Source organism: Haloarcula sp. CGMCC 1.2071 (genome assembly GCF_037078445.1).
GTDB classification, from domain to species: Archaea; Halobacteriota; Halobacteria; order Halobacteriales; family Haloarculaceae; genus Haloarcula; species Haloarcula amylolytica.
In genome coordinates, this window is sequence record NZ_JAYMGY010000009.1 from 137,480 (window position 1) to 156,046 (window position 18,567).

Annotated in this window: 14 protein-coding genes and 1 pseudogene; 6 read left to right on the forward strand and 9 right to left on the reverse strand. The window is 59.2% G+C overall.

Going from position 1 to position 18,567, the window contains the following annotated elements; all coding sequences use genetic code 11:
• The first annotated feature begins 152 nt into the window (after positions 1–152).
• A complete protein-coding gene (locus VI234_RS15985) occupies positions 153–2,135 on the forward strand; it encodes an AMP-dependent synthetase/ligase (protein ID WP_336330571.1) in 1,983 nt (660 codons plus the stop codon).
• A 30-nt stretch (positions 2,136–2,165) separates the two neighbouring features.
• On the opposite strand, the gene VI234_RS15990 is transcribed toward VI234_RS15985, so the two are convergent.
• The 5 genes from VI234_RS15990 to VI234_RS16010 form a co-directional block, all read right to left on the reverse strand.
• On the reverse strand, positions 2,166–2,558 hold the full coding sequence (locus VI234_RS15990; protein ID WP_008308949.1) for a secondary thiamine-phosphate synthase enzyme YjbQ: 393 nt from the start codon (positions 2,556–2,558) through the stop codon (positions 2,166–2,168).
• Positions 2,559–2,647: 89 nt separating this feature from the next.
• Complete coding sequence (locus tag VI234_RS15995) at positions 2,648–5,875, reverse strand: SpoVR family protein (protein ID WP_336330572.1); 3,228 nt, start codon at positions 5,873–5,875, stop codon at positions 2,648–2,650.
• Complete coding sequence (locus VI234_RS16000) at positions 5,872–7,188, reverse strand: YeaH/YhbH family protein (RefSeq protein ID WP_336330573.1); 1,317 nt, start codon at positions 7,186–7,188, stop codon at positions 5,872–5,874. Before VI234_RS16000 ends, VI234_RS15995 begins: the two co-directional genes overlap by 4 nt.
• Complete coding sequence (locus VI234_RS16005; RefSeq protein WP_008308954.1) at positions 7,179–9,461, reverse strand: PrkA family serine protein kinase; 2,283 nt, start codon at positions 9,459–9,461, stop codon at positions 7,179–7,181. The genes VI234_RS16000 and VI234_RS16005 overlap by 10 nt, the downstream gene beginning before the upstream one ends.
• Entirely contained in the window at positions 9,461–11,533 is a 2,073-nt protein-coding gene (locus tag VI234_RS16010) for a PrkA family serine protein kinase (RefSeq protein ID WP_336330574.1), read from the reverse strand. Before VI234_RS16010 ends, VI234_RS16005 begins: the two co-directional genes overlap by 1 nt.
• 623 nt (positions 11,534–12,156) lie before the next feature.
• Here VI234_RS16010 and VI234_RS16015 point away from each other — a divergent pair.
• The 5 genes from VI234_RS16015 to VI234_RS16035 all read left to right on the forward strand — a co-directional run bounded on the left by VI234_RS16015 (position 12,157) and on the right by VI234_RS16035 (position 14,591).
• Positions 12,157–12,534 carry a DUF5820 family protein gene (locus tag VI234_RS16015; protein WP_336330575.1) on the forward strand — a complete coding sequence of 126 codons (378 nt, stop codon included), beginning with the start codon at positions 12,157–12,159 and terminating at the stop codon, positions 12,532–12,534.
• Positions 12,535–12,566: 32 nt separating this feature from the next.
• Positions 12,567–13,016: a UPF0179 family protein gene (locus tag VI234_RS16020; protein ID WP_336330576.1), complete on the forward strand. Its 450-nt coding sequence runs from the start codon at positions 12,567–12,569 to the stop codon at positions 13,014–13,016.
• A gap of 8 nt (positions 13,017–13,024) precedes the next feature.
• Positions 13,025–13,534 (forward strand): metal-dependent hydrolase, encoded by a 510-nt coding sequence (locus tag VI234_RS16025; protein ID WP_442905028.1) that lies wholly within the window; start codon positions 13,025–13,027, stop codon positions 13,532–13,534.
• A 404-nt stretch (positions 13,535–13,938) separates the two neighbouring features.
• Entirely contained in the window at positions 13,939–14,244 is a 306-nt protein-coding gene (locus VI234_RS16030; RefSeq protein ID WP_336330577.1) for a DUF433 domain-containing protein, read from the forward strand.
• A gap of 2 nt (positions 14,245–14,246) precedes the next feature.
• Positions 14,247–14,591, forward strand: a complete 345-nt coding sequence (locus VI234_RS16035; RefSeq protein WP_336330578.1) for a DUF5615 family PIN-like protein — start codon at positions 14,247–14,249, stop codon at positions 14,589–14,591.
• A gap of 78 nt (positions 14,592–14,669) precedes the next feature.
• Here the strand turns inward: VI234_RS16035 and VI234_RS16040 are convergent.
• The 4 genes and pseudogenes from VI234_RS16040 to VI234_RS16055 all read right to left on the reverse strand — a co-directional run.
• A pseudogene (locus VI234_RS16040) lies at positions 14,670–14,789 on the reverse strand (IS5/IS1182 family transposase); the annotation flags it as partial.
• Between the two features lie 36 nt (positions 14,790–14,825).
• Positions 14,826–17,069 carry a glycosyltransferase family 39 protein gene (locus tag VI234_RS16045; RefSeq protein WP_336330579.1) on the reverse strand — a complete coding sequence of 748 codons (2,244 nt, stop codon included), beginning with the start codon at positions 17,067–17,069 and terminating at the stop codon, positions 14,826–14,828.
• Positions 17,062–17,529, reverse strand: a complete 468-nt coding sequence (locus VI234_RS16050; RefSeq protein WP_336330580.1) for a GtrA family protein — start codon at positions 17,527–17,529, stop codon at positions 17,062–17,064. Before VI234_RS16050 ends, VI234_RS16045 begins: the two co-directional genes overlap by 8 nt.
• Positions 17,519–18,286 (reverse strand): glycosyltransferase, encoded by a 768-nt coding sequence (locus tag VI234_RS16055; protein ID WP_336330581.1) that lies wholly within the window; start codon positions 18,284–18,286, stop codon positions 17,519–17,521. The genes VI234_RS16050 and VI234_RS16055 overlap by 11 nt, the downstream gene beginning before the upstream one ends.
• Positions 18,287–18,567: the final 281 nt, after the last annotated feature.

The window sequence follows — 18,567 nt, forward strand, 5'->3', positions numbered from 1 at the left end:
CTATCTCGCTCTCATGACAAAGCTTTGGTGCGACAGGTTGCCACTCGTCGCCCCTTCTTCCAAAACCGTTGACGGAATCAACTCCGACAAACCAATTGAGTGTTAACATCCTGCACATATTTGGGCTGGCCTAGTGAACACTGCGGTATGACATGACTGCGGGCAATCACTCTGACTGGCGGACGGCCGAGGAAGCGCACACTGATGACGTCATCGGCGACGACACGCTGGGCGAAATGTTTGCCGCAAGCGCGGTCCGGAACGCCGACACGACCGCCCAACTGTACAAGGGTGGCGTCTACGATCGGTCACTGACTGACGACGTGATACCGGCGGCTCCTGACGGCGACTACGCCGAGATCAGCTACGAGCGGATGCATCACCTGGTCAAATACTTGGCCGCAGGGTTCCGTGACCTCGGTGTCGGCCCGGACGCCCGGGTCGGTATTCTGGCCGACACGCGGATGGAGTGGGCGCTGAGCGACTTTGCCGTTCTGTCTGCGGGCGGGGTGGTGACGACCGTGTACACGGATTCCTCGCCGAAACAGGTGCAGTATCTCCTCTCGGACCCGGAGGCGAGCGCCGTCGTCGTGGAGAACGCCGAGATGCTGGACCGTGTCCTGGCTATCGAGGACGACCTGTCGCTCTCGTTCATCGTCGTCATGGACGACACTGACGTGGACCGCGAGGACGTGTGCACACTCGAAACAGTGTACAGGCGCGGCGAGGAGACGTTCAGCGAGTCGGCGTACCAGTCCTGGCTGGACGACCGCGACCCCGACGATCTGGCGAGTCTGATCTACACCTCCGGGACGACGGGCCAGCCGAAAGGGGTCCAACTCACCCACCGCAACTTCCGAGCGAACGTCAATCAGGCCCGCAGGCGAATCGGGCCACGGCCCGACAAGTCTTCGGACCTGCCGACCGTCACCGCCGAGACGCGGTCGATAGCGTTCCTCCCCCTGGCGCACGTCTTCGAGCGCCTCGCGGGCCATTTCTTCATGTACGCCTCCGGCGCGGCTGTGAGCTACGCCGAAAGCCCGGATACGCTGGCCGACGACCTCCAGACTGTCGAGCCGATGACCGGACTGAGCGTCCCCAGAGTCTACGAGCGTATTTTCGACAATATGCGAACGCAGGCCACCGAGTCCCCGCTCAAAAAGCGGATTTTCGACTGGTCGATGGACGTGGCCCGCGACTACGCTCGGACTGACGACCCGGGACCGATACTCACTGCGAAACACTCGCTCGCTGACCGCCTCGTCTACAGCACTGTCAAAGAACGGCTCGGCGGGAACATCGAGTTCATGGTCAGCGGCGGCGGGAGCCTCTCGAAAACGCTCTGTGAGACGTTCCTCGGGATGGGACTGACGATACTCGAAGGGTACGGTCTCACTGAGACCTCACCGGTTCTGACGGTGAACCCGCCGGAGGACGTCCGTCCCGGAACCCTGGGTGCTCCGCTGACAGAGGTCGACGTTCACATCGATACCGGCGTCGTCGACGCCAGCGAGTTCGACGACGTCACTGGCGACGTGGGCGAACTACTCGTCGACGGCCCGAACGTCACGCAGGGGTACTGGAACGCGCCCGACGCGACGACGCGGGCCTTCACCGAAATCGACGGCACCCAGTGGTTCCGCACCGGCGACATCGTCGAACGGACCGACGACGACTTCCTCATCTATCACGACCGCCTCAAGGAACTGCTCGTCCTCTCGACGGGGAAAAACGTCGCGCCACAGCCCATCGAAGACCAGTTCGCGACGAGCGACCGGGTCGATCAGGTCATGGTCGTCGGCGACGACCAGAAGTTCGTCGGCGCGATAATCGTCCCGAACTTCGAGGAACTCCGCCGGTGGGCCGACCGCGAGGGCGTCGACCTCCCCGACGACCACGAAGCGCTGGTCGAGGACGAACGCGTCCACGCGTGGGTCCAGACTGCCGTCGACGCGGTCAACGAGGAACTCGAACGCGTCGAGCGGATCAAGTCGTTCGCGCTCGTCTCCCGGGAGTGGACCGCCGAGAACGACTTGCTCACGCCGTCGATGAAAAAGAAGCGCCGCAACATCCGCAGCGCGTACCGCGAGAAACTCGCAGAGATATACGGCGAGCAGCAGGTCGAGGTAGCCTGACTGATGGTCGCAAGTACTGCTGTCGCCGCCTCAGTCCGTGACGACCACGTCAACGGCCCGCTCGCGCGGACCATCACAGTCGACGAGCAGCACGGACTGCCACGTCCCCATATCGAGCCCTCCGTCGCGGACGGGAATCGTCTCGCTCGGCCCGACGAGCATCGCCCGGACGTGTGCGTCCGCGTTGCCGTCCAGTTCGTCGTGGTCCCATCCGCTGTCCGGGACGAGGTCGCCGAGTGCGTCACCGAGGTCGCCGAGTAGCCGCGGCTCGGCCTCGTTGACCGTGACGCCCGTGGTAGTGTGACGGACGAATACGGTGCAGGTCCCCTCGGCGTCTTCGGGAATCACGTCCCTGACTCGCTCGGTGATGTCGACTACCGAGAGCTGGTCGTCAGTCGCGACAGTGAACCGATTCGTTGGCATATCTCCGCCCACGAGCGGACGGGACTCAAGCGTACCGCTACGCTCAGCGTCGCAGGTCAGAAAACCCGTCCTCGTTCAAACTCCGCCCTTCAGGCAAGCCACTCGTCTGGCTTGGTGTTGTAGTCGATGTCAGTTGCTGTGAGGTGTTCGACCTCGGACCAGTCGACATCGGTGACAGTCACTTCGTCGCCGTCGTAGCGGATGCGCTTGCCGACCTCTTCTGGTTCGGGTTCGCGGTCGCGGCGCTTGGCGACCTCCACGTCGTGGTCGTCGAACTCCTTGACGATGGTCAGAAGGTTCACCGGGCGGCCCCAGAGTTCGAAGGTCCGCTTCAGGACTTCCTTGGCTTGGCCGATGTCGAGCATCACGCCGTTGTACTGGTGGGCCAACAGCAGTTCGTTTCGGTTCTGGTAGTTACCGTCCTCGACGACGACGGTTGGCTTCCCGAAGTTGGTGAACTGCAACATGAGCTTCTTCTTGACGTCTTCGTGGTCCGTCGAGGTCACCCGGTAGTCGCCCGAAGCATGGGTGTACTCGTAGGTGAAGTAGTCGTTGTCGTCGACGAACTCCTGAGTGAGGAACTCGTCGAGGAAGGTCACGTCGTTGTGGCTCTCGCGGATTTCCCGCATCCGCTCCCAGCCGCGGGTGTAATCCACGTCGTCGAGTGCGTCTTCGACGCTGTCGTACCGCGAGTCGTCGAACATGTAGCGGGCGGTCCGCTCCAGTTCCTCCTGCCCGACTCGGGAGACGAAGCCGCGGTACTGGGGTTTGACCAGCGAGTAGTGCCGCTGGGCCAGCCCCTCGTAGGTCAGGACTTTCCAGGGGTACTGTCCCACGTCGAACTCGCCGTCGCGGGCCGCCGCCAGCCCGTCGCTATCGACGCGGGGGTCCTCGGGGTCGAGGTCGTCGAGGTGGCCCGGAACGTCGGTGAGCCACGCCGGCGGTTCGAGGTGGTCTTGGACCGTCTCGTAGTCGACGCTCTCGTCGAAGTTCCGCCAGGTGATGCCCTCGACGCGGAGCAGGCGCTCGATGACCTCCCGGCGGTTCTCCGTGTTCTCGACGTACTCCCAGATCTCCAGGCCGAGGCTGTAGGGGTTGAGCCCGCCCGACCCCAGCACCTTCGACATGTGGTCGGAGTAGAGGATGAACTCGTCGTCGCCGGCGAACTGCTCGCCGGTCATCATCGTGGATTCCCAGTAGGAGTTGTGGTTGACGAAGCCAGCGGCAGCGTACCGATGCGTCTCCTCAACGGAGATATCATACACATCTCCGGTGCCGGTTTCGACATCGACAATTTCGTCTGTCCACGATTCAGTTTCGAACCAGGCGAGTTCATCGAGGTACGTCGACAGTTCCGTCGCTTTTGCCTCGTATCCGAACCCGATTTTGTCGGCGAAGGTGTTTGCCGACGCACCGGTGAGATGGACGTGATAGCAGCCGTCTGACTGCTCTCGCCGTCGGCTCAGAACTCCGAAGTTCGTCAGTAGTAACTGGATTGTTTTCGAGAGATCTTCGCTCTTTGTCGACAGGATCGCACCCTGCTCCCCGGCATACCCGTCGGCGTCGAACAATCCACGGATGAATTCAGCGACCACCTGTTTCGGCGACTGCAGAATCTGGTCTGGGACCGTTTTTTCAGCAGCTGCGACACCGGTCGGGAGGTCGAATTCCTCAGTGAGCAGGTCACGGAGATTCTTCGAATACGCGTAGACTCGCCACCGTGACTCCTGACGTTCGACTGTCGCCTCAATACCGAACAGTTCCGAGAGAAGCCCAGCGAACTCTTCCGCATGGGCCTGTTTACCGGACGTAAACCCGATATGGCGGGAATTTGACGGAACGTGTCCGTCTCCGATTAACAAACCGAGGAATCGCCCGAATGACTCATCAACGGTTTCAGGGATGCGGATCGACTCTCTGTTACTCAACCCAGCGTTACCGCCTTCTTCGTAGCCGTCGAGTGCGCGGTCGATGGCTTCAGCCTTCTCGGCGCTACCTGTACGGCGATATCGCATCACAGTCCAGACGGAGACACCCGCCTCATCAGCGACATCATTCAGCGACGTGTATTCCGAACAGGTCCACTCGATTGGGACGTTCGTCTCGGGCCACGTCCCGTTCCCGCCAGTGACGGCGATTTCATCGCCAGTCTCCAGTTCATCAAGTCTGACCCAGTCTCCATCGGGCTGACGCACACGGTGATTGTTCGACCCGGTCATCTCGAACCCACGACGTGTCTCTATTGTCACAGTATCATGGTCCGGGATGATATTAGAGTCGTACACATCGCGTGCTTGCTCACCATCAGAGACAGTGACATGGTCCGATACCACGTCCTCCATTGGAACTAACCCATCTGTCGTGAAAACCGGCGTCTCAGGGTCTACACAGGCCCAACCCTCGTTCATAACCTTCGTCATTTTCTGGGGGGCGAAGTAGTAGGCCTCCCGTCGGAGCAGTTCCAGGAGTTCCGTCTGCCAGTCTTCCAACTCCGTGGCACGCTCGGCGTCCTCGTCGTACTGCATCCCGTGTTTCCGGAGGAAGCCGAGCACGTCCTTCTCGGGTTCGACGGGGAACGTGACGTTCTCGTCGTCGTCACGCTGGGCGTCCAGCCACTCGTCGTCGAACACCTGCCGCTTGACCTCCTCGGAGAGGTCCAGATCCTCTAGCTGGTCGGTCACGTCGGCCCCCTCGATATCCTCGAACTCCTCGGGCACTGTTTCGACCGGGCTGTAGGGGACGTGCTGATCGATGTTGTCCTCCAGACAGAGAACGTGGTCGATGAACCGCTCGACCTCGGCCCGCTCGATGTCGGGGTCCTGCATGTACTCCTGAATGGTGTCGCCGTGGCGGGCGAGCATCCCGGCGGCATCGGGCCCGCGGCGGCGGTCCTCGCCGGATTCGTCGGTCGTCGTCCGGGAGGAGCCGTCGGTGAACATCCGGAACCACTCGTTGTTGGCGAAGAAGTCCGCGTGGGCCTCGACGTGGGTGATGACGGCCTTCTGGTCGGCCAGCGTGTTCGACTCCTGTAAGAACGCGTGGGCCGGGTCGTCGTTGTTGACGATTTCGAAGGCTTTGCCGCCGAGGAACTGGCCCTGCTTCTGCTGACGGTCGTACTGCATCCCCCAGCGCCAGTGCGGGTACCGCTGCTGGAACCCGCCGTAGGCGATGAGTTCGTTCATCTCGTCGTAGTCGACGATCCAGTAGTTCACCGGGTACGGTTTCAGCCCGAGCTTTCTGGCGAGATTGCCAGCCTCCTCGACGGGTTCGTCGAGGTCGTCGGCCACGCGCTGTTTCGCGAATCTGTCGTCGTTCATTGGTCCTCCGTACTGAGTATGTCGTAGATGGCATCGACCACGTCCTCCGGCGAGGAGACGTACGCGACCGCGACGTTGTCGGCGTCGCGGAAGTTGCGTTCGACCTCCTCGGCGTGGGTGGCGTTGATTGCGTTCCCGCTCGGCTGGGTCTCCACGTAGGCGTGGAGGTTCGCCGGGATCTGTTCCATCAGCGGGATGACTTTCTCCTCGGTGTCGTTCGAGGAGTTCTCGCTGTCGCCCGCCGCGAACACGTAGCGGTTCCACTCGCTCCAGGGGTACTCCTCCTCTAAGATCTCCGCCGCGAGTTCGTACGCGCTGGAGATGCGGGTGCCGCCGCCCGAGCGGATGCCGAAGAACTCGTCGCGCTCGACCTCCCAGGCGTCGGCGTCGTGGGCGATGTAGACGAACTCGGCGTTGTCGTACTTGCCCGTCAGGTACCAGTCAAGCGGCGTGAACGTCCGCTCGACGAGTTCCCGCTTCTTCTGGCGCATCGACCCGGAGACGTCCCGGATGTTCACGACGACGACGTTCTTCTCGCGCTCCTCGACGATCTCGGGGTAGCGGTAGCGCTCGTCCTCGCGGCGGAAGGGGATCTGGTCGACGCCCTCCCGGCGGATGCGCTGGGACGTCTCGACCTTCTCGACGTTGTCCTCCATCTCCTCGATGGAGTCCCAGACGCCTTTCTCGTCGTCGGGCAGTTCCTCGTAGGCGTCGTCGATCCACGCCTTCGAGACGGGCATATTCTGCTCGCGAGTCCACTCGTAGACGGTGGCAGGGCCCCAGCCGTCGACTTTGAGCGCCTCGCGGACGTAGTCCTCGTCGAAGTCCATCGCGAGCTTCCGCTTGAGCCCTTTCTTGAACAGCCGCTCGAAGTCGAGTGTCGAGGAGGGGCCGGTTCGGGTGATATCGGTAAAGTCGCCCTCCTTCTCCTCGATGACTTTCTTGCCCTTCGGTTCGAGGTCGAGCCCCAGTTGTTCGTCGAGTTCCTCGGCGAACTCCTCGGGGTCCATCTCGTAGTATTCGTGTTCGCCACCCTCTTCGCCGGGTTCGCCGTCCTCGTCACCGTCGCCGTCGCCGGGCTGGGGTTGTGGCTGGCCGACCGGGTCGCCCGGTTCGGCGCCTTCGCCCTGGCCGACGCCGCCCTGGTCGCGCTGGTCGTACTCGAACTCGGGCAGATCGACGATCTTGATCGGGATGCGGACCGAGTCCCCGCGTGACTGGCCGAGGTCGCCGTACTGGATGAACTCAGCGAGGTCCTGTCGGCGCTCCTCGCCCACGTCGCGGTACCGTTCGAGGTCGTCTTTCAGTCCCATCTGTAACTCACCTGGCTCATGACGTGCCGGCTCGTCAGCTCAGCCGACGCCTCAGTGTAGTCGAACATCTCGACCATGTTGTCCAGCGTCTTCGCCTTGAGGCGGGCCGTCTCAGTCCCGGACGGTGGGTTGTCCCACTGCCCGGGCTCGAAGTCCGCGTAGGTGCGCTGGATGTCGTCCCAGTCGTAGCTGCCGAGGACGGTGTTGATGACCGGAATCTCCTTGGGGTTCACGTCGCCGACGCGGAACTCCTCGTCGCGGCGCTGCCACGCGTGGCGGTTCAAGGCGGTGATAATCTTGTCCGTCCGGAACTGCTCGACGGCGTGGTCGGGCTCGTTGCCGTCGTAGTTCTTCTCGTCGAAGCGGCCCAGGTGCTCGATCTCGAACACCTTCATCTTCAGCGGGTCCGGGTCGACGAGTTCGCCCCGCTCGTTCTCGATCTGGTCGTCGGACTCCCAGGCGTAGACGTGCTCGATGTACTCCTCGACGGTCGCCTCGTCGACGCGCTTGTCCCGCATCATCGCGTCGAGCACGTCCTGTTCCTGCTGGCCGAAGATGTAGTTCTTGACGGTCACGACCCGTTCCTCGTACTCCGTGGCCTCGCCCGTCGAGAACACGGGGGCGTCTTCCAGCCCCTCGGCGACGGCGTTGAGCACGTCCCGGGGCATCAGGACGTGTTCGACCGGGAGGTCGGGATGGTGTCGGTCCTGTGGCTCGTGCAGCAGGTCGGCGACGATATCTCGGACGTAGGTGACCGGGATGCCGTGGTCGCCGTCCTCGGCGGTGGTCTCCAGGTCGTAGTCCTCGATGTCGACGCGCTCGTCGCCCTCCATCAGGTAGCCCCGGTCGAACAGCAGGGCCTTGTCGACGAGGTCCAGCCCGGTCGGGATTTCGGCGCTATCGAGCCGCGAGACGACGGCGTACAGCGCCGCGGACTCGATTGTGTGTGGGGCCAGCTCCTTGTCGGTCGCCGTCTCGACTTGGTCACGGACCGAGATGGTCAGGGGCTCCTGGATCCACGTCTCCAGTTCGTCCCAGGTCTCGGGGTCCCACACCTGCGTCTCGTTGGTCAGTTCCCGCCGCAGGAGCTGGGCTTCGAGCGAGAGGTTCGTCAGGTACGTGAACTCGTGTTTGTCCAGTCGCCGCTTGAGCGCCTTCAGCGGGTCCTGGCCCTCGCGGTCAGCGTGCTTGTTCAGCTGGGCCTCCAAGTCCGGGTTCGAGATGATGATGAGCTGCGTGTCCACGTCCATCCCGATTCCCTTGTCGAGTTTGACGTGGGACTCGTCGGGCACGTTCAGCAGCTTCTGGAGCAGGTCGGCGTGCTGGGCGGCGTCCTCGACGACGGTCAGCAGGCCGTTGCCCTGCGAGAGGACGCCGTCGTAGCTGAACGCCTGCGGGTTCTTCCGGCCCCGCGAATCGAGTTCGCGGAGCATCCCGTGCATCCACGAGCCGACGAGTCGCTCCTTTGGCGTCCCCTCGTCCTCGGAGTGGAGGATGCCGATGCCGTGGCCCACGTCGACGACAAAGTTCTTCACCCGGAGGTGGGACGGCTGAGTGACCGCCGAGAACAGGTCCGTCTCGCCCTGTCGGCGGTACTGCTCTTCGAGGAAGTCGTAGGCCTCGCGGGAGAACGGGTCGAGTTCGCCGTCGACGCGGATTGGGATGTGGTCGTCGAGGCGTTCATTGACCTCGGCGAGCAGGTCCGCACGGACGTCGTCGGGGAACACCGTCAGCGGGTGGGCCTGGACGGGACTCTCGTACCAGTCGTCCTCGTCCTCGACGGCTGCGTTCCCGTAGGTCATGCTGGTGGCGCTGCCGCCGGCCCCGGCGACGTTCCACTCGACGGTGTAGCGCCGGCCTTCGGGCGTCTTCGAGTACTCCCGAAGGCCGTTGATGAGACAGCGCTTCAGTTCGGATTTCCCCGTGGCTGTCGGCCCTTCGAGCCAGATGATCTTCTCGTCTTTGCCGCGACCCGCCGCGATAGAGCGGAGGTCGTCGACGAACGCGTTCAGGACCTCGGTGTTACCGAGGATGGCGTGCTCGCCGTCGTTGTACGGATCGTCGAAGAAGCGGTAGCGCTCCTTCTCCTCGCCTTCCTCGATGACCATCCGCGTGCCCGCCGCTTCGATGGCGTCGAGCAGGTACTTCGAGGCATGCGCCGCGACCTGGGGCGTTTCGAGGACGGTGTCGACGTACTCCGCGAGGCTCATCGGGGCCTCGTAGGCGGCGTCGAGTGACTCGTCCGCGCGGTCGATGTACTCCTCGCCGGTCATTACTCTTCCATCTCGCTTTTGGCGACCTCCGCGCCGGCGAACTCGAGGACTTCCTTGGCGCCCTCCTCGGAGTAGCCCTGCTCGATGAGGGCGTCAACCCACTGATTGCGCTCCTCGTCGTCCATCTCCGAGCTGGAGACCAGCGCGGAGAAGTTGATGTTGTGTTTCTTGTCTTCCCAGAGCTTGCGTTCGAGGGCGCGGCGCAGGCGGTCGTTGTCCTGTGGATTGAACGTGTCACCCTCGCGGGCGCGCCGGGACACCCAGTTCGACACTTCCTGCCGGAAGTCGTCCTTGCGGTCCTCGGGGAGGTTCAGTTTCTCCTCGACGGAGCGCAGGAACTGCTCGTCCGGCTCCTGTTCGCGGCCGGTGAGTTCGTCCTCGACGGTCGCGTCGTCGATGTAGGCCATGACGTGGTCCATGTACTTCTCGCCCTGACGCTGGATCTCGTCCATGTCGTAGGCCAGCGCGTGGCGCACGTCCTCGATGGCCCGCTCCTTGTACTCCTCGCGGACGAGTTCGAGGAAGCGGTAGTACTTGCTGAACGACTCCTCGTCGATGGAGCCGTGGTTTTCGAGGTTGCCTTCGAGGTGGTTGAACGTCGTCAGCGGCGAGAGGAAGTCCCGGCTCCGGTGCATCGAGTCCATGATGGCCTCGGCGATCTCGTCGCCGATGAACCGCGGGGAGACGCCGTCCATCCCCTCGCCGATGTCGGCCATCTTCTCGGCCTCCTCGCGGAGTTTCTTCACGTCGACGTCGTCGGCTTCGTCGATTTCGCCGTTGTAGGCCTTGGCCTTCTGGACGAGGTCGATGGACTCGTTGTCCGGCTCTTCGATACGGGTGAGGACGCCGAACAGGCCTGCCATCTCTAGCGTGTGGGGCTCGACCTGGATGTCCGGCAGGTCGGCGTTGCGCAGCATCTTCTCATAGATCTGAGCTTCGGCCGCGTACTGGAGGACGTACGGGAAGTCGATGCGCTTGGTCCGGTCGTTGAACGCCTCCATCTTCTCGTCACCCTTCTTGTCCCGGTACTCGGGCATGTTCGTCCGGCCGACGATGACCTGGTCGATGTCGATTCGGGGGTTGTTCTTGGGCTTGATTGTCTGTTCTTGACTGGCATGGAGGAAGTCATAGAGGAACTCCCGCTGGAGCTTCAGCAGCTCCTCACCGGAGAATATCCCGCGGTTGGCGTTACAGAACGCCCCGGAGTAATCGAACGCCCGCGGGTCGCTCTCGCCGTAGATGGCGATCTTCGAGTAGTTGACGTCGCCGGTGAGCTCCGTCTCGTCCTGGTTCTTCTTGTCTTTGGGCTCGAACGTCTCGATACCGCGGCGCTGGTTCTCGTCCGCGACGAAGCGGATTATCTCGATATGGTTCTCCAAGACCGATTGGAGGTCGTCGTCGTACTCGGCCAGCAGCCGGTCCATGTAGAACTCCGAGGCGGGGTCAAGCGACTGCTCGTTCCGGATGGTGTAAGGCGCATCGAGGGCCTCGTTGATGTCCTTGATGACCTTGTCCCGCTGCTCCTGTGGGAGGAGCACGAGCGGGTCCTGGTTCATCGGCGACCGGACCACGTCGTCGGCAGGGTCCTGGTCGTGGATGACGTCACAGAGGTTCGTCCAGCGGAAGGTGTACATCCGCCCATCGTCCCGGCTGGTGTAGTCCTCGAAGTAGCGCCGGACCTGGCGGTCGAAGTCAGATTTCCCCGACCCGACGGGGCCTAACAGGAGTTTGATACGCTTCTCGGGCCCGAGCCCGCGAGCGCCGGATTTGACTTTGTTGACGAACTCGTGGATAGCTTCGTGGATGACTCGCCCGTAGAAGGTGTTCTCACCGTCGTTGAGCGGATCCTTGCTCGCCAGTTCGTACTCGACGACGCCGGCCTCCTCGTCGTAGCTGGTACCGTAGTAGTCGAACATGTCCGCGACGCGCTGGTGGGCGTTGCGGGCGATCGTCGGTTCGTCGTACAACTGTTGCAGATACCAGTCGAACGTGTTCGTCTTCCGGAGGTCCGCCGGTATCGTGTCACGGTACTCCTTGCTCAACGCTTCGAGTGTCTCTTTGTTCTTGCTCATGCTATGTCAGAAGTTCGTCTCGCGAGCGCACGCGATCCAACGCCAGCTGTTGCGGGACGGTCCCGCTGCTTTGTGTGTCCAATCCTTCGTCGGCACTGTCCGCCGCATGCGTGCTCGCGTGCGGCCGTCGAATACCCCCTCACTGCGGGGAGACGCGTATGCCCTTCCATGACTGACCTGCCCGGCGGAACACGGGGACTGTTCCGACCCAATGTGGTAACCGGAAACAGTACGAAACTGTTTCCGATACTATTTATTGTACGAGTACTGGCCATATAAGAACTTTGTCCCCCTGCGGGTATACCGCCGACAAATTCCGACCCCGTGATAGACCGAACACGGGGATGGCGGGCCACAGGTATGTTAACGTGTATCATTAATCTTGAACTAAGTTTATATACTGTGTCAGTTGTCAACTGTTCACTCCAGTGAGTCGGACAACATTTAGCACTGAATTGATGTGAATCTGTTGCTGATTTGATTGGCGGATGGCAACGGGCTACATGGTAAGGCGGTTTGCCGAATTCATTTTGCCATCGTCCGAGTTGGTACGTCTATGGACAGGTCTGGACGACTTCGGGACGGACCAGCGGATTCTTGCCGATCCACACGAACCCTGTGGTATGGACCTGTCGGGCCTCCCCGAAGACTGGACGGTGTGGAACGAGACCGACGACAAACTCATCCTCGCGTACCGCCCGGACGTCTTCGACTCTAAGCAATTCCCAGCGCCGTGTCTGCCGACGATCTATCTCACGCGCGGCAAACGGACCCGACGCCCCGGCGCTGACCGGACCGGGGAGCGCTGGTACGTCACCTTCTATTTGGAACCCGATGTCGAACGCGACGCCGATTCCTACGAGCGCCGCGACGCTGCCGTCGAGGGTGCTGTCGATTTGGCAACTCGGTTTGCCGACGGCGAACTGGACTACCGCTCGCTGTATCAGGTACCCCGCGAGGCGTATCTGGACAAACTGGACGAACTGACCGGGCGGTCATGACGCTTTACCGTGGCGACACTCTATAGCCCAGTATGACTACTGTCACGCTCGTCGGGACGCGCCTCGCCGAGGTCGGCGAGGAATTCGTCTACCGCGGCGAAGCTAGCGGCTGTGAGGGGTGCCCGTATCGGGACCAATGCCTCAATTTGACGACGGGGAACCGCTACCGGATTACCAGCGTCAGACAGAGCGGCCAAACGCTAGACTGTGCTGTGCACCAAGATGGTGTTCGCGCTGTCGAGGTTGAGCCCGCACCGATTCAGGCGAACGTGCCCTCGAAGGGCGCGTATGCTGGAAGCAAGGCCTCGCTGATGGGTCCCTGTCCTCACACTGAGTGTCCGAGCCATCCCTACTGTGAGCCCGCCGGTGCTGACTTCGACGAGGAGTACCGGATTGACGAGATTATCGGCGACCCGCCCCATGACTACTGTATGCTAGATCGGGATTTGACGTTGGTGGAGTTGGAGGGCGAAGAGCAGTAGGCCGAGATATAGTTCTCCCGATCGAGCACTTCATCATCGCCCCTCCTATCGCAGCGTATGCGCTCATTCGAGACAGAGAGTTCCCGTCGCTCCAGCTAGTCGCCGTCGCGTTCTTCGGAAGCCAGTTCCCGGATCTGGTCGACAAGCCGCTGGCTCACGAACTGTATCTCATCCCGTCCGGGCGAGTGTTCATGCACTCGCTCCCGTTCGCAATCCCACTCTCGATTGCCGTCATCGCGTATGGAATCCGGACAGAGCGGATTAGACTGGCTGCAGCGTTCGTGTTCGCTTATCTCTCGCACCTGGTTGCCGATAATCAACAGCTTCTCCCGCCAGACTCACAGGTATCGCCGGACCTGCTGTGGCCGCTCCGGCCTCCCGTCGCTCGCTCGATAGTCCCACACTGGGCCGGTGCGGGGTCGGTGAATCTCCACATCTGGACCGCGTTTTCCGTTGTCGTTCTCGCACTGGCGGCGTACCTGCTGGTTGTGGATCCGAAAACCCAAGTTGAACTATGAAGTTGACGACAGCAGGGCCCCCGTCTCGCTTGGCCCGAACAGCGACCAGTCCGCATCGACGTCGTTAGCGAGCCCCTTCACAAACCCATTTTTCGAGAACAGTGCGAATTCGACATCTCGCGTGCTCGAATCTTAGGGAACGGAACACGTTTAGTGGAGTGCACGGTCTTCATCTCGGGGTCAAGTGGTTCGAGATGCGAAGCGTCTCGTCATCACGGGATATCTTCGATCTCCCGAACGCCCCCAAGAAACTCGGCCTGCTCCGCCTGTGAAGGCCATACCTTGGATAATGATTATTGTGATAATGATCAGGTCCTAGACGTTCGGCTGTATCCCACAAAGTATCCACAGTGAATTGTCTGGTCCGGCAAAGACTGAAGTCCACAGCTATGGTATCCGACACTATGTCGGAGCAGATGAACACCGTCGTCTCAGGTGACGAGTCGGAGATTCACGACGAGCCCCACATTCGGGACCGGCGAATCACCGTAAGCCACATTCATGCGCTGGTCGAGGAGCGCGGTCTCGACGCGCAGACGGTTGCGGACCGCTTTGATCTCACCGCCTCGGACGTCTACCACGCCCTGGCGTACTATCACGACCACCCCGAAGAAATGCGGGCAGTCGAAGAACGCCGTCGAGAGCTTCACGAAGCCGCAGAAGAAGATCCGAAAATCATCACCGGCCCCGAGGATCTACCGGAATCCTAGTCATGCAGGTGTCGTTTCTGCTTGACGAGAACATTTCGGCTCCGCTGGCTGACAAACTCGACAAAGCGGGCCACGATGTTGAGCGTGTTGTCGACGTGAGCGAGTTGGGCGAAGGCGTCGATGACAACACTATTCGCCGGTACGCCGTCGAAGAGGGCCGTCTCATCGTCACCAGCGACGACGACTTCGTCCAGATGCCGGCCGACTCACACAATGGCGTGTTCTACGTCCCTAACCAGTCGCTTCCCCCGCACGAACTCTACCTTATTATCCAACGCGTTATCGAAGCGTTCCCCAATCGGGAGGCTATGGAAACAGTGACGTACATTACCACCGACTGGCTGTAATTCCTGAGCGGGAGTGGGAGGTGAGTTATCCGTATCGATCGCTTCGGAATGTCTGAGAAGAATTCTATGACACGCTGCGTACTCAAGCAGAAAACCGAAGTCGAGATGTTCAAACAGCGGAACTGTCTCGGTAGCCGCGACATTCAAGAAGTCGTCTACCGAAGCTACATCGTGCAGGGTTGCGCTTGTGTTGGACACACTTCGCGCACCCTGCTGCTTCGTACGTGACGCTTTCTATGACAGGCTCCTAGTAGCATTCGTCGTGTCTTCTTCGTGGAGACTCCAAGCGATGAAGACGAATTTGCCGTCATGATTGGATCCTTCTTTTGTTGCCAGAACCTCCACTGATCCATTCTTTTTTATTTTGGGGACTTCTTTCTGGCGAACAACTGCATAAACAGGTGAATTGCTGGCATTGATATGCTTCTTGTGATTGTCAGCTGAGAATCCAACAAGTGGCCGATTTGCATAAAAACTCAGGCCAAAGAGTGGTGAAGCATTGCTAGCTTCACCTTCGATGTAGACGGGCGTGTCCGGTGGAACTTCAGAATTAATTACCATTCCTATTTCATTTTGCCCTGCAGCACTTCGTTTTCCGAGATCTGCTGGAGCAGCCAATGTAGTAGAGACGAGTATGGCCAAAATAATTGGGACGGCAACCGAGAAGACCCGAACTTCACTTTGTGTGAGGTATTGCTGGATCTTTGGCTGAAGAAAATCCCAAGCGCAGACAAGGATGGCCATCAAAATGAGAATTGCACCGACGGTCAATCCTGAAGGAGCGAAAGCGTTGGCCTTCCGGGGGAGAAATGCGAATTCGGTCAGACCGAATCGATGCGAAAAGAGGAGTGAAAGAGCCAATCCTCCCCAGACACTGACGATCGCTGCGAGTGAGCCGCGTGAAGCGGCTACTACAAGCCGGCTAACAAGAATTGCCCCCGGGAAGTACATTCCCATGATGTACCACGGGTGGTCACCGGTGAGCCGGAAGAACACAAGAATACACACTGCCCACCAAGCCACAAATAGCAACTGTTTCCACTCATCCCGTGTCCGATTCTTCACAGTTGCATAGACTAGTCCTAGCGATCCAGGCAGAAAGTACACCCATGGGTCAAAGAACATCGGAAGGTCACGGAGGTATGGGTATTTGTCGGGGCGTGAAGCACGTTGGAGGACCTGCTGAATAACTAATTCATAAATAAGTGTGTCTCCATACATAATATAGGCAAATGTGAGCCAACCAGCAATAGGTAGAGTGACGAAAGCGACGACATGCGCAAATTTCCGCGTAAAGAACCGCTGATACCCGATTAGACAGATAGGGATGACGACGAGAGCGTAGACTCCCGCTGCAAATCCTTTCACCATCAGTGCTCCGAGAGCACCGACAGCTACAAATGAATAGCCGCGATCATCCTCATTAATGAACGCTATCCAGACGCCGAAAATAAAGAGGGTCCCGAAGAATACCCATGCTGCGTCGGTAGTTGCCATCCGGCCACCGTTGGTACCTGCATATACGTACGGCGTCGTGAGCCAGATGACACCGGCGATTAGCCCGGTTCGCCGATCGAACAAATGCCGGCCAACAATATATGCGAGACCTCCCGTCATGATTGAGAAGGTAGCCGAAGGGAATCGAGCAGCAAATTCAGAGACACCGAAGATGGCCATTGAAACTGCGGTTAACCAAATGAATCCGGGAGGCTTCTCAAGGAATGGGATGTACGAAACGTCAATACCTTGGGTCGGCCAGTAGAGGTGAGGAGCGGCCCAGTTACCGTTCTGGAGTATATCTCGTGCGGCATATGCGTATAGTGCCTCGTCGTACGACATGAACGTCCACGTATCCAGTTTGAAATAGTAGAGATAAGCCCCAACTGCGAGAAGCGTTAGTAAATAAGCAGCATCAATATCATATAGTGGTGAAGTCACACGTACCCAAACTCGGCGGAGAGTATCTGTGGAGATGCTTGGTCCTGTTCTCTCAGTTGGATCCCCAAAACCGTCTGAGCGGGTTGCTTGTTGACCAGAATTTGATTTTGTACCCCCTTGCTCGACACCGTATTCATCGGGAGTCGTTTGCTCAGAATCGTCCGCTGATTCCTCTGAAGATTGTGGCCCTTTATTATCAAAGGAACTAGGATATTCCGTCAGGTCCAGGTTTGATGATTGATAAGTACTATCTTTGGAAGGGCTGGATTCTACCGACTCTGAGTCTGTTGACCGGGTGTCAAAATCTGCTGTCTTGACTACTTGTAAGAATTCTGTAATAGCGTCAGCCTCCTCGGAAGATATCTCGGGGTCAGGTGTGAACCCAGACTGTTTGTTGAGATACGATTTTGTTAAATTGACCGTCTCCTCACTGATCTCAACGCTTTTTGCAATGCGATCAATGTACTCGGAGATCGTCTCTTTGTTTGTTTTTGGGATTCCGGATGCATCCTGAATCACTTGGAGGTTGACCTCAGACATCGCCAACTGCCTCCGTAATGTCCCAAGTAAATAGACTCTCCGCCACATAGTTGAGTACCATCCCGACACCTATTCCAATGATATTGGCGATAGACGGCCAGAGATCTAGAGTAGCGACAGAGACGGAAAATTCAATTACATTCGTCAAGAGATAGAGTACCAAAAAAGCGATCAAGAGACCGACTAAGCGGACCATATGTGATTTTACCCACCGGCGAATGAACGCGACAGGACCAATTTCTCCTTTCTCTGCGAATGTCCATCGGTCATTTACCGCGAACATTGTTGATATTGAAGTCTCTGCTCCAAACGCTTTCGCTACGATTGGGCCGATGCCAAAAAATACTGTCAAAATACCTACAATAGCGGTTTCGATGGTTGCCCCAATCAAACCCACGGAGATGAACCGTCCAATCCGTCCCCGGTGAACAAGCGCATCAAGTCTCGATTTAGTCGTCATCATCACCACCGAGTTTCATCAACTTTGACTGGTCTGTCTTTGTCACCCCACGATGCCGAGGGCTCGTCGCGATCGCATCTGTCCGACGCTTGACATCGATAAGTGCAGTCGCTAGTTCGATTGATGTCGAGACCGGATCAACCGTTGAGTCGGGGTGATCTTCCCAGTCGACCGGTACCTCCGCGATCCCGTAACCAAGTGAGCCAGCGACGCTCACGAACTCTAGGTCCCATGCGAATCCGGGCTCGTAACAGTGGTGGCCGATGGCTTCCCACGCCTCAGCGTTGACAGCCTTGGCCCCGCATTGGTAGTCCCGGCACTGGGTTGGAAGTATCTTTTGTGCTGCGAATGCGAACGCATCTCCCAGGAACCGACGGACAATAGTCTGATGATCGACGATGTGCGAAGAGGGATGCCGTCGGGAGCCGATACTCACATCCACGGTCCCCTCGTTGATTTGGCGTACGATATCGTCAAGCGATTGTGCTGGGACTGATCCATCAGCGTCTACGAACGCGAGGATATCAGTATCAAGTGCATCAAACCCCTCCATTATCGCGCCGCCTTTCCCACGACGCTTTGTCGAGACGTTGATCTCGGCGATTTCTTCGAGACGGTCAACATGGTCTTGTCGAGGCGTATCGATCTCAATACGGATGATCTCCGGGTCGAGTGTTGTTTTGATTTCGTCGATATACGTCTCTAACGTCAAGATATCTGGATCGTAAGCCGGAATGATAATTCCGAACTCACTCATCGTTGAATCCCGTACAAGCCTGTCAACCAGACTCGTTTCTGTCCGAGGTCGGTTTTCACTCTTTTCGGCCCTCTCGACGTCTCCAGTCTAATATCTGTTTGAGAAGGCTTTTGCATGTCCTGATGAGTATGGGAAGTACCACCACGCATATAATCTTACCTACGCTCTTGCGTAGGAGATTGTTGATACTGCAGAGCGGTGGCTGTGGAGTCGAAGAGGACAAGGGCACCGCGTCAGCGGTGCCCGACACGAATGATTCCGCTAGATGTGTTTGGGTCGGA

Excerpts from the sequence above, each read along its gene's own strand:
- VI234_RS15985 (WP_336330571.1), top strand. The coding sequence starts at position 153 with ATGACTGCGGGCAATCACTCTGACTGGCGGACGGCCGAGGAAGCGCAC.
- VI234_RS15990 (WP_008308949.1), bottom strand. The coding sequence starts at position 2,558 with ATGCCAACGAATCGGTTCACTGTCGCGACTGACGACCAGCTCTCGGTA.
- VI234_RS15995 (WP_336330572.1), bottom strand. The coding sequence starts at position 5,875 with ATGAACGACGACAGATTCGCGAAACAGCGCGTGGCCGACGACCTCGAC.
- VI234_RS16000 (WP_336330573.1), bottom strand. The coding sequence starts at position 7,188 with ATGGGACTGAAAGACGACCTCGAACGGTACCGCGACGTGGGCGAGGAG.
- VI234_RS16005 (WP_008308954.1), bottom strand. The coding sequence starts at position 9,461 with ATGACCGGCGAGGAGTACATCGACCGCGCGGACGAGTCACTCGACGCC.
- VI234_RS16010 (WP_336330574.1), bottom strand. The coding sequence starts at position 11,533 with ATGAGCAAGAACAAAGAGACACTCGAAGCGTTGAGCAAGGAGTACCGT.
- VI234_RS16015 (WP_336330575.1), top strand. The coding sequence starts at position 12,157 with ATGGACCTGTCGGGCCTCCCCGAAGACTGGACGGTGTGGAACGAGACC.
- VI234_RS16020 (WP_336330576.1), top strand. The coding sequence starts at position 12,567 with ATGACTACTGTCACGCTCGTCGGGACGCGCCTCGCCGAGGTCGGCGAG.
- VI234_RS16030 (WP_336330577.1), top strand. The coding sequence starts at position 13,939 with ATGTCGGAGCAGATGAACACCGTCGTCTCAGGTGACGAGTCGGAGATT.
- VI234_RS16035 (WP_336330578.1), top strand. The coding sequence starts at position 14,247 with ATGCAGGTGTCGTTTCTGCTTGACGAGAACATTTCGGCTCCGCTGGCT.
- VI234_RS16045 (WP_336330579.1), bottom strand. The coding sequence starts at position 17,069 with ATGTCTGAGGTCAACCTCCAAGTGATTCAGGATGCATCCGGAATCCCA.
- VI234_RS16050 (WP_336330580.1), bottom strand. The coding sequence starts at position 17,529 with ATGACGACTAAATCGAGACTTGATGCGCTTGTTCACCGGGGACGGATT.
- VI234_RS16055 (WP_336330581.1), bottom strand. The coding sequence starts at position 18,286 with ATGAGTGAGTTCGGAATTATCATTCCGGCTTACGATCCAGATATCTTG.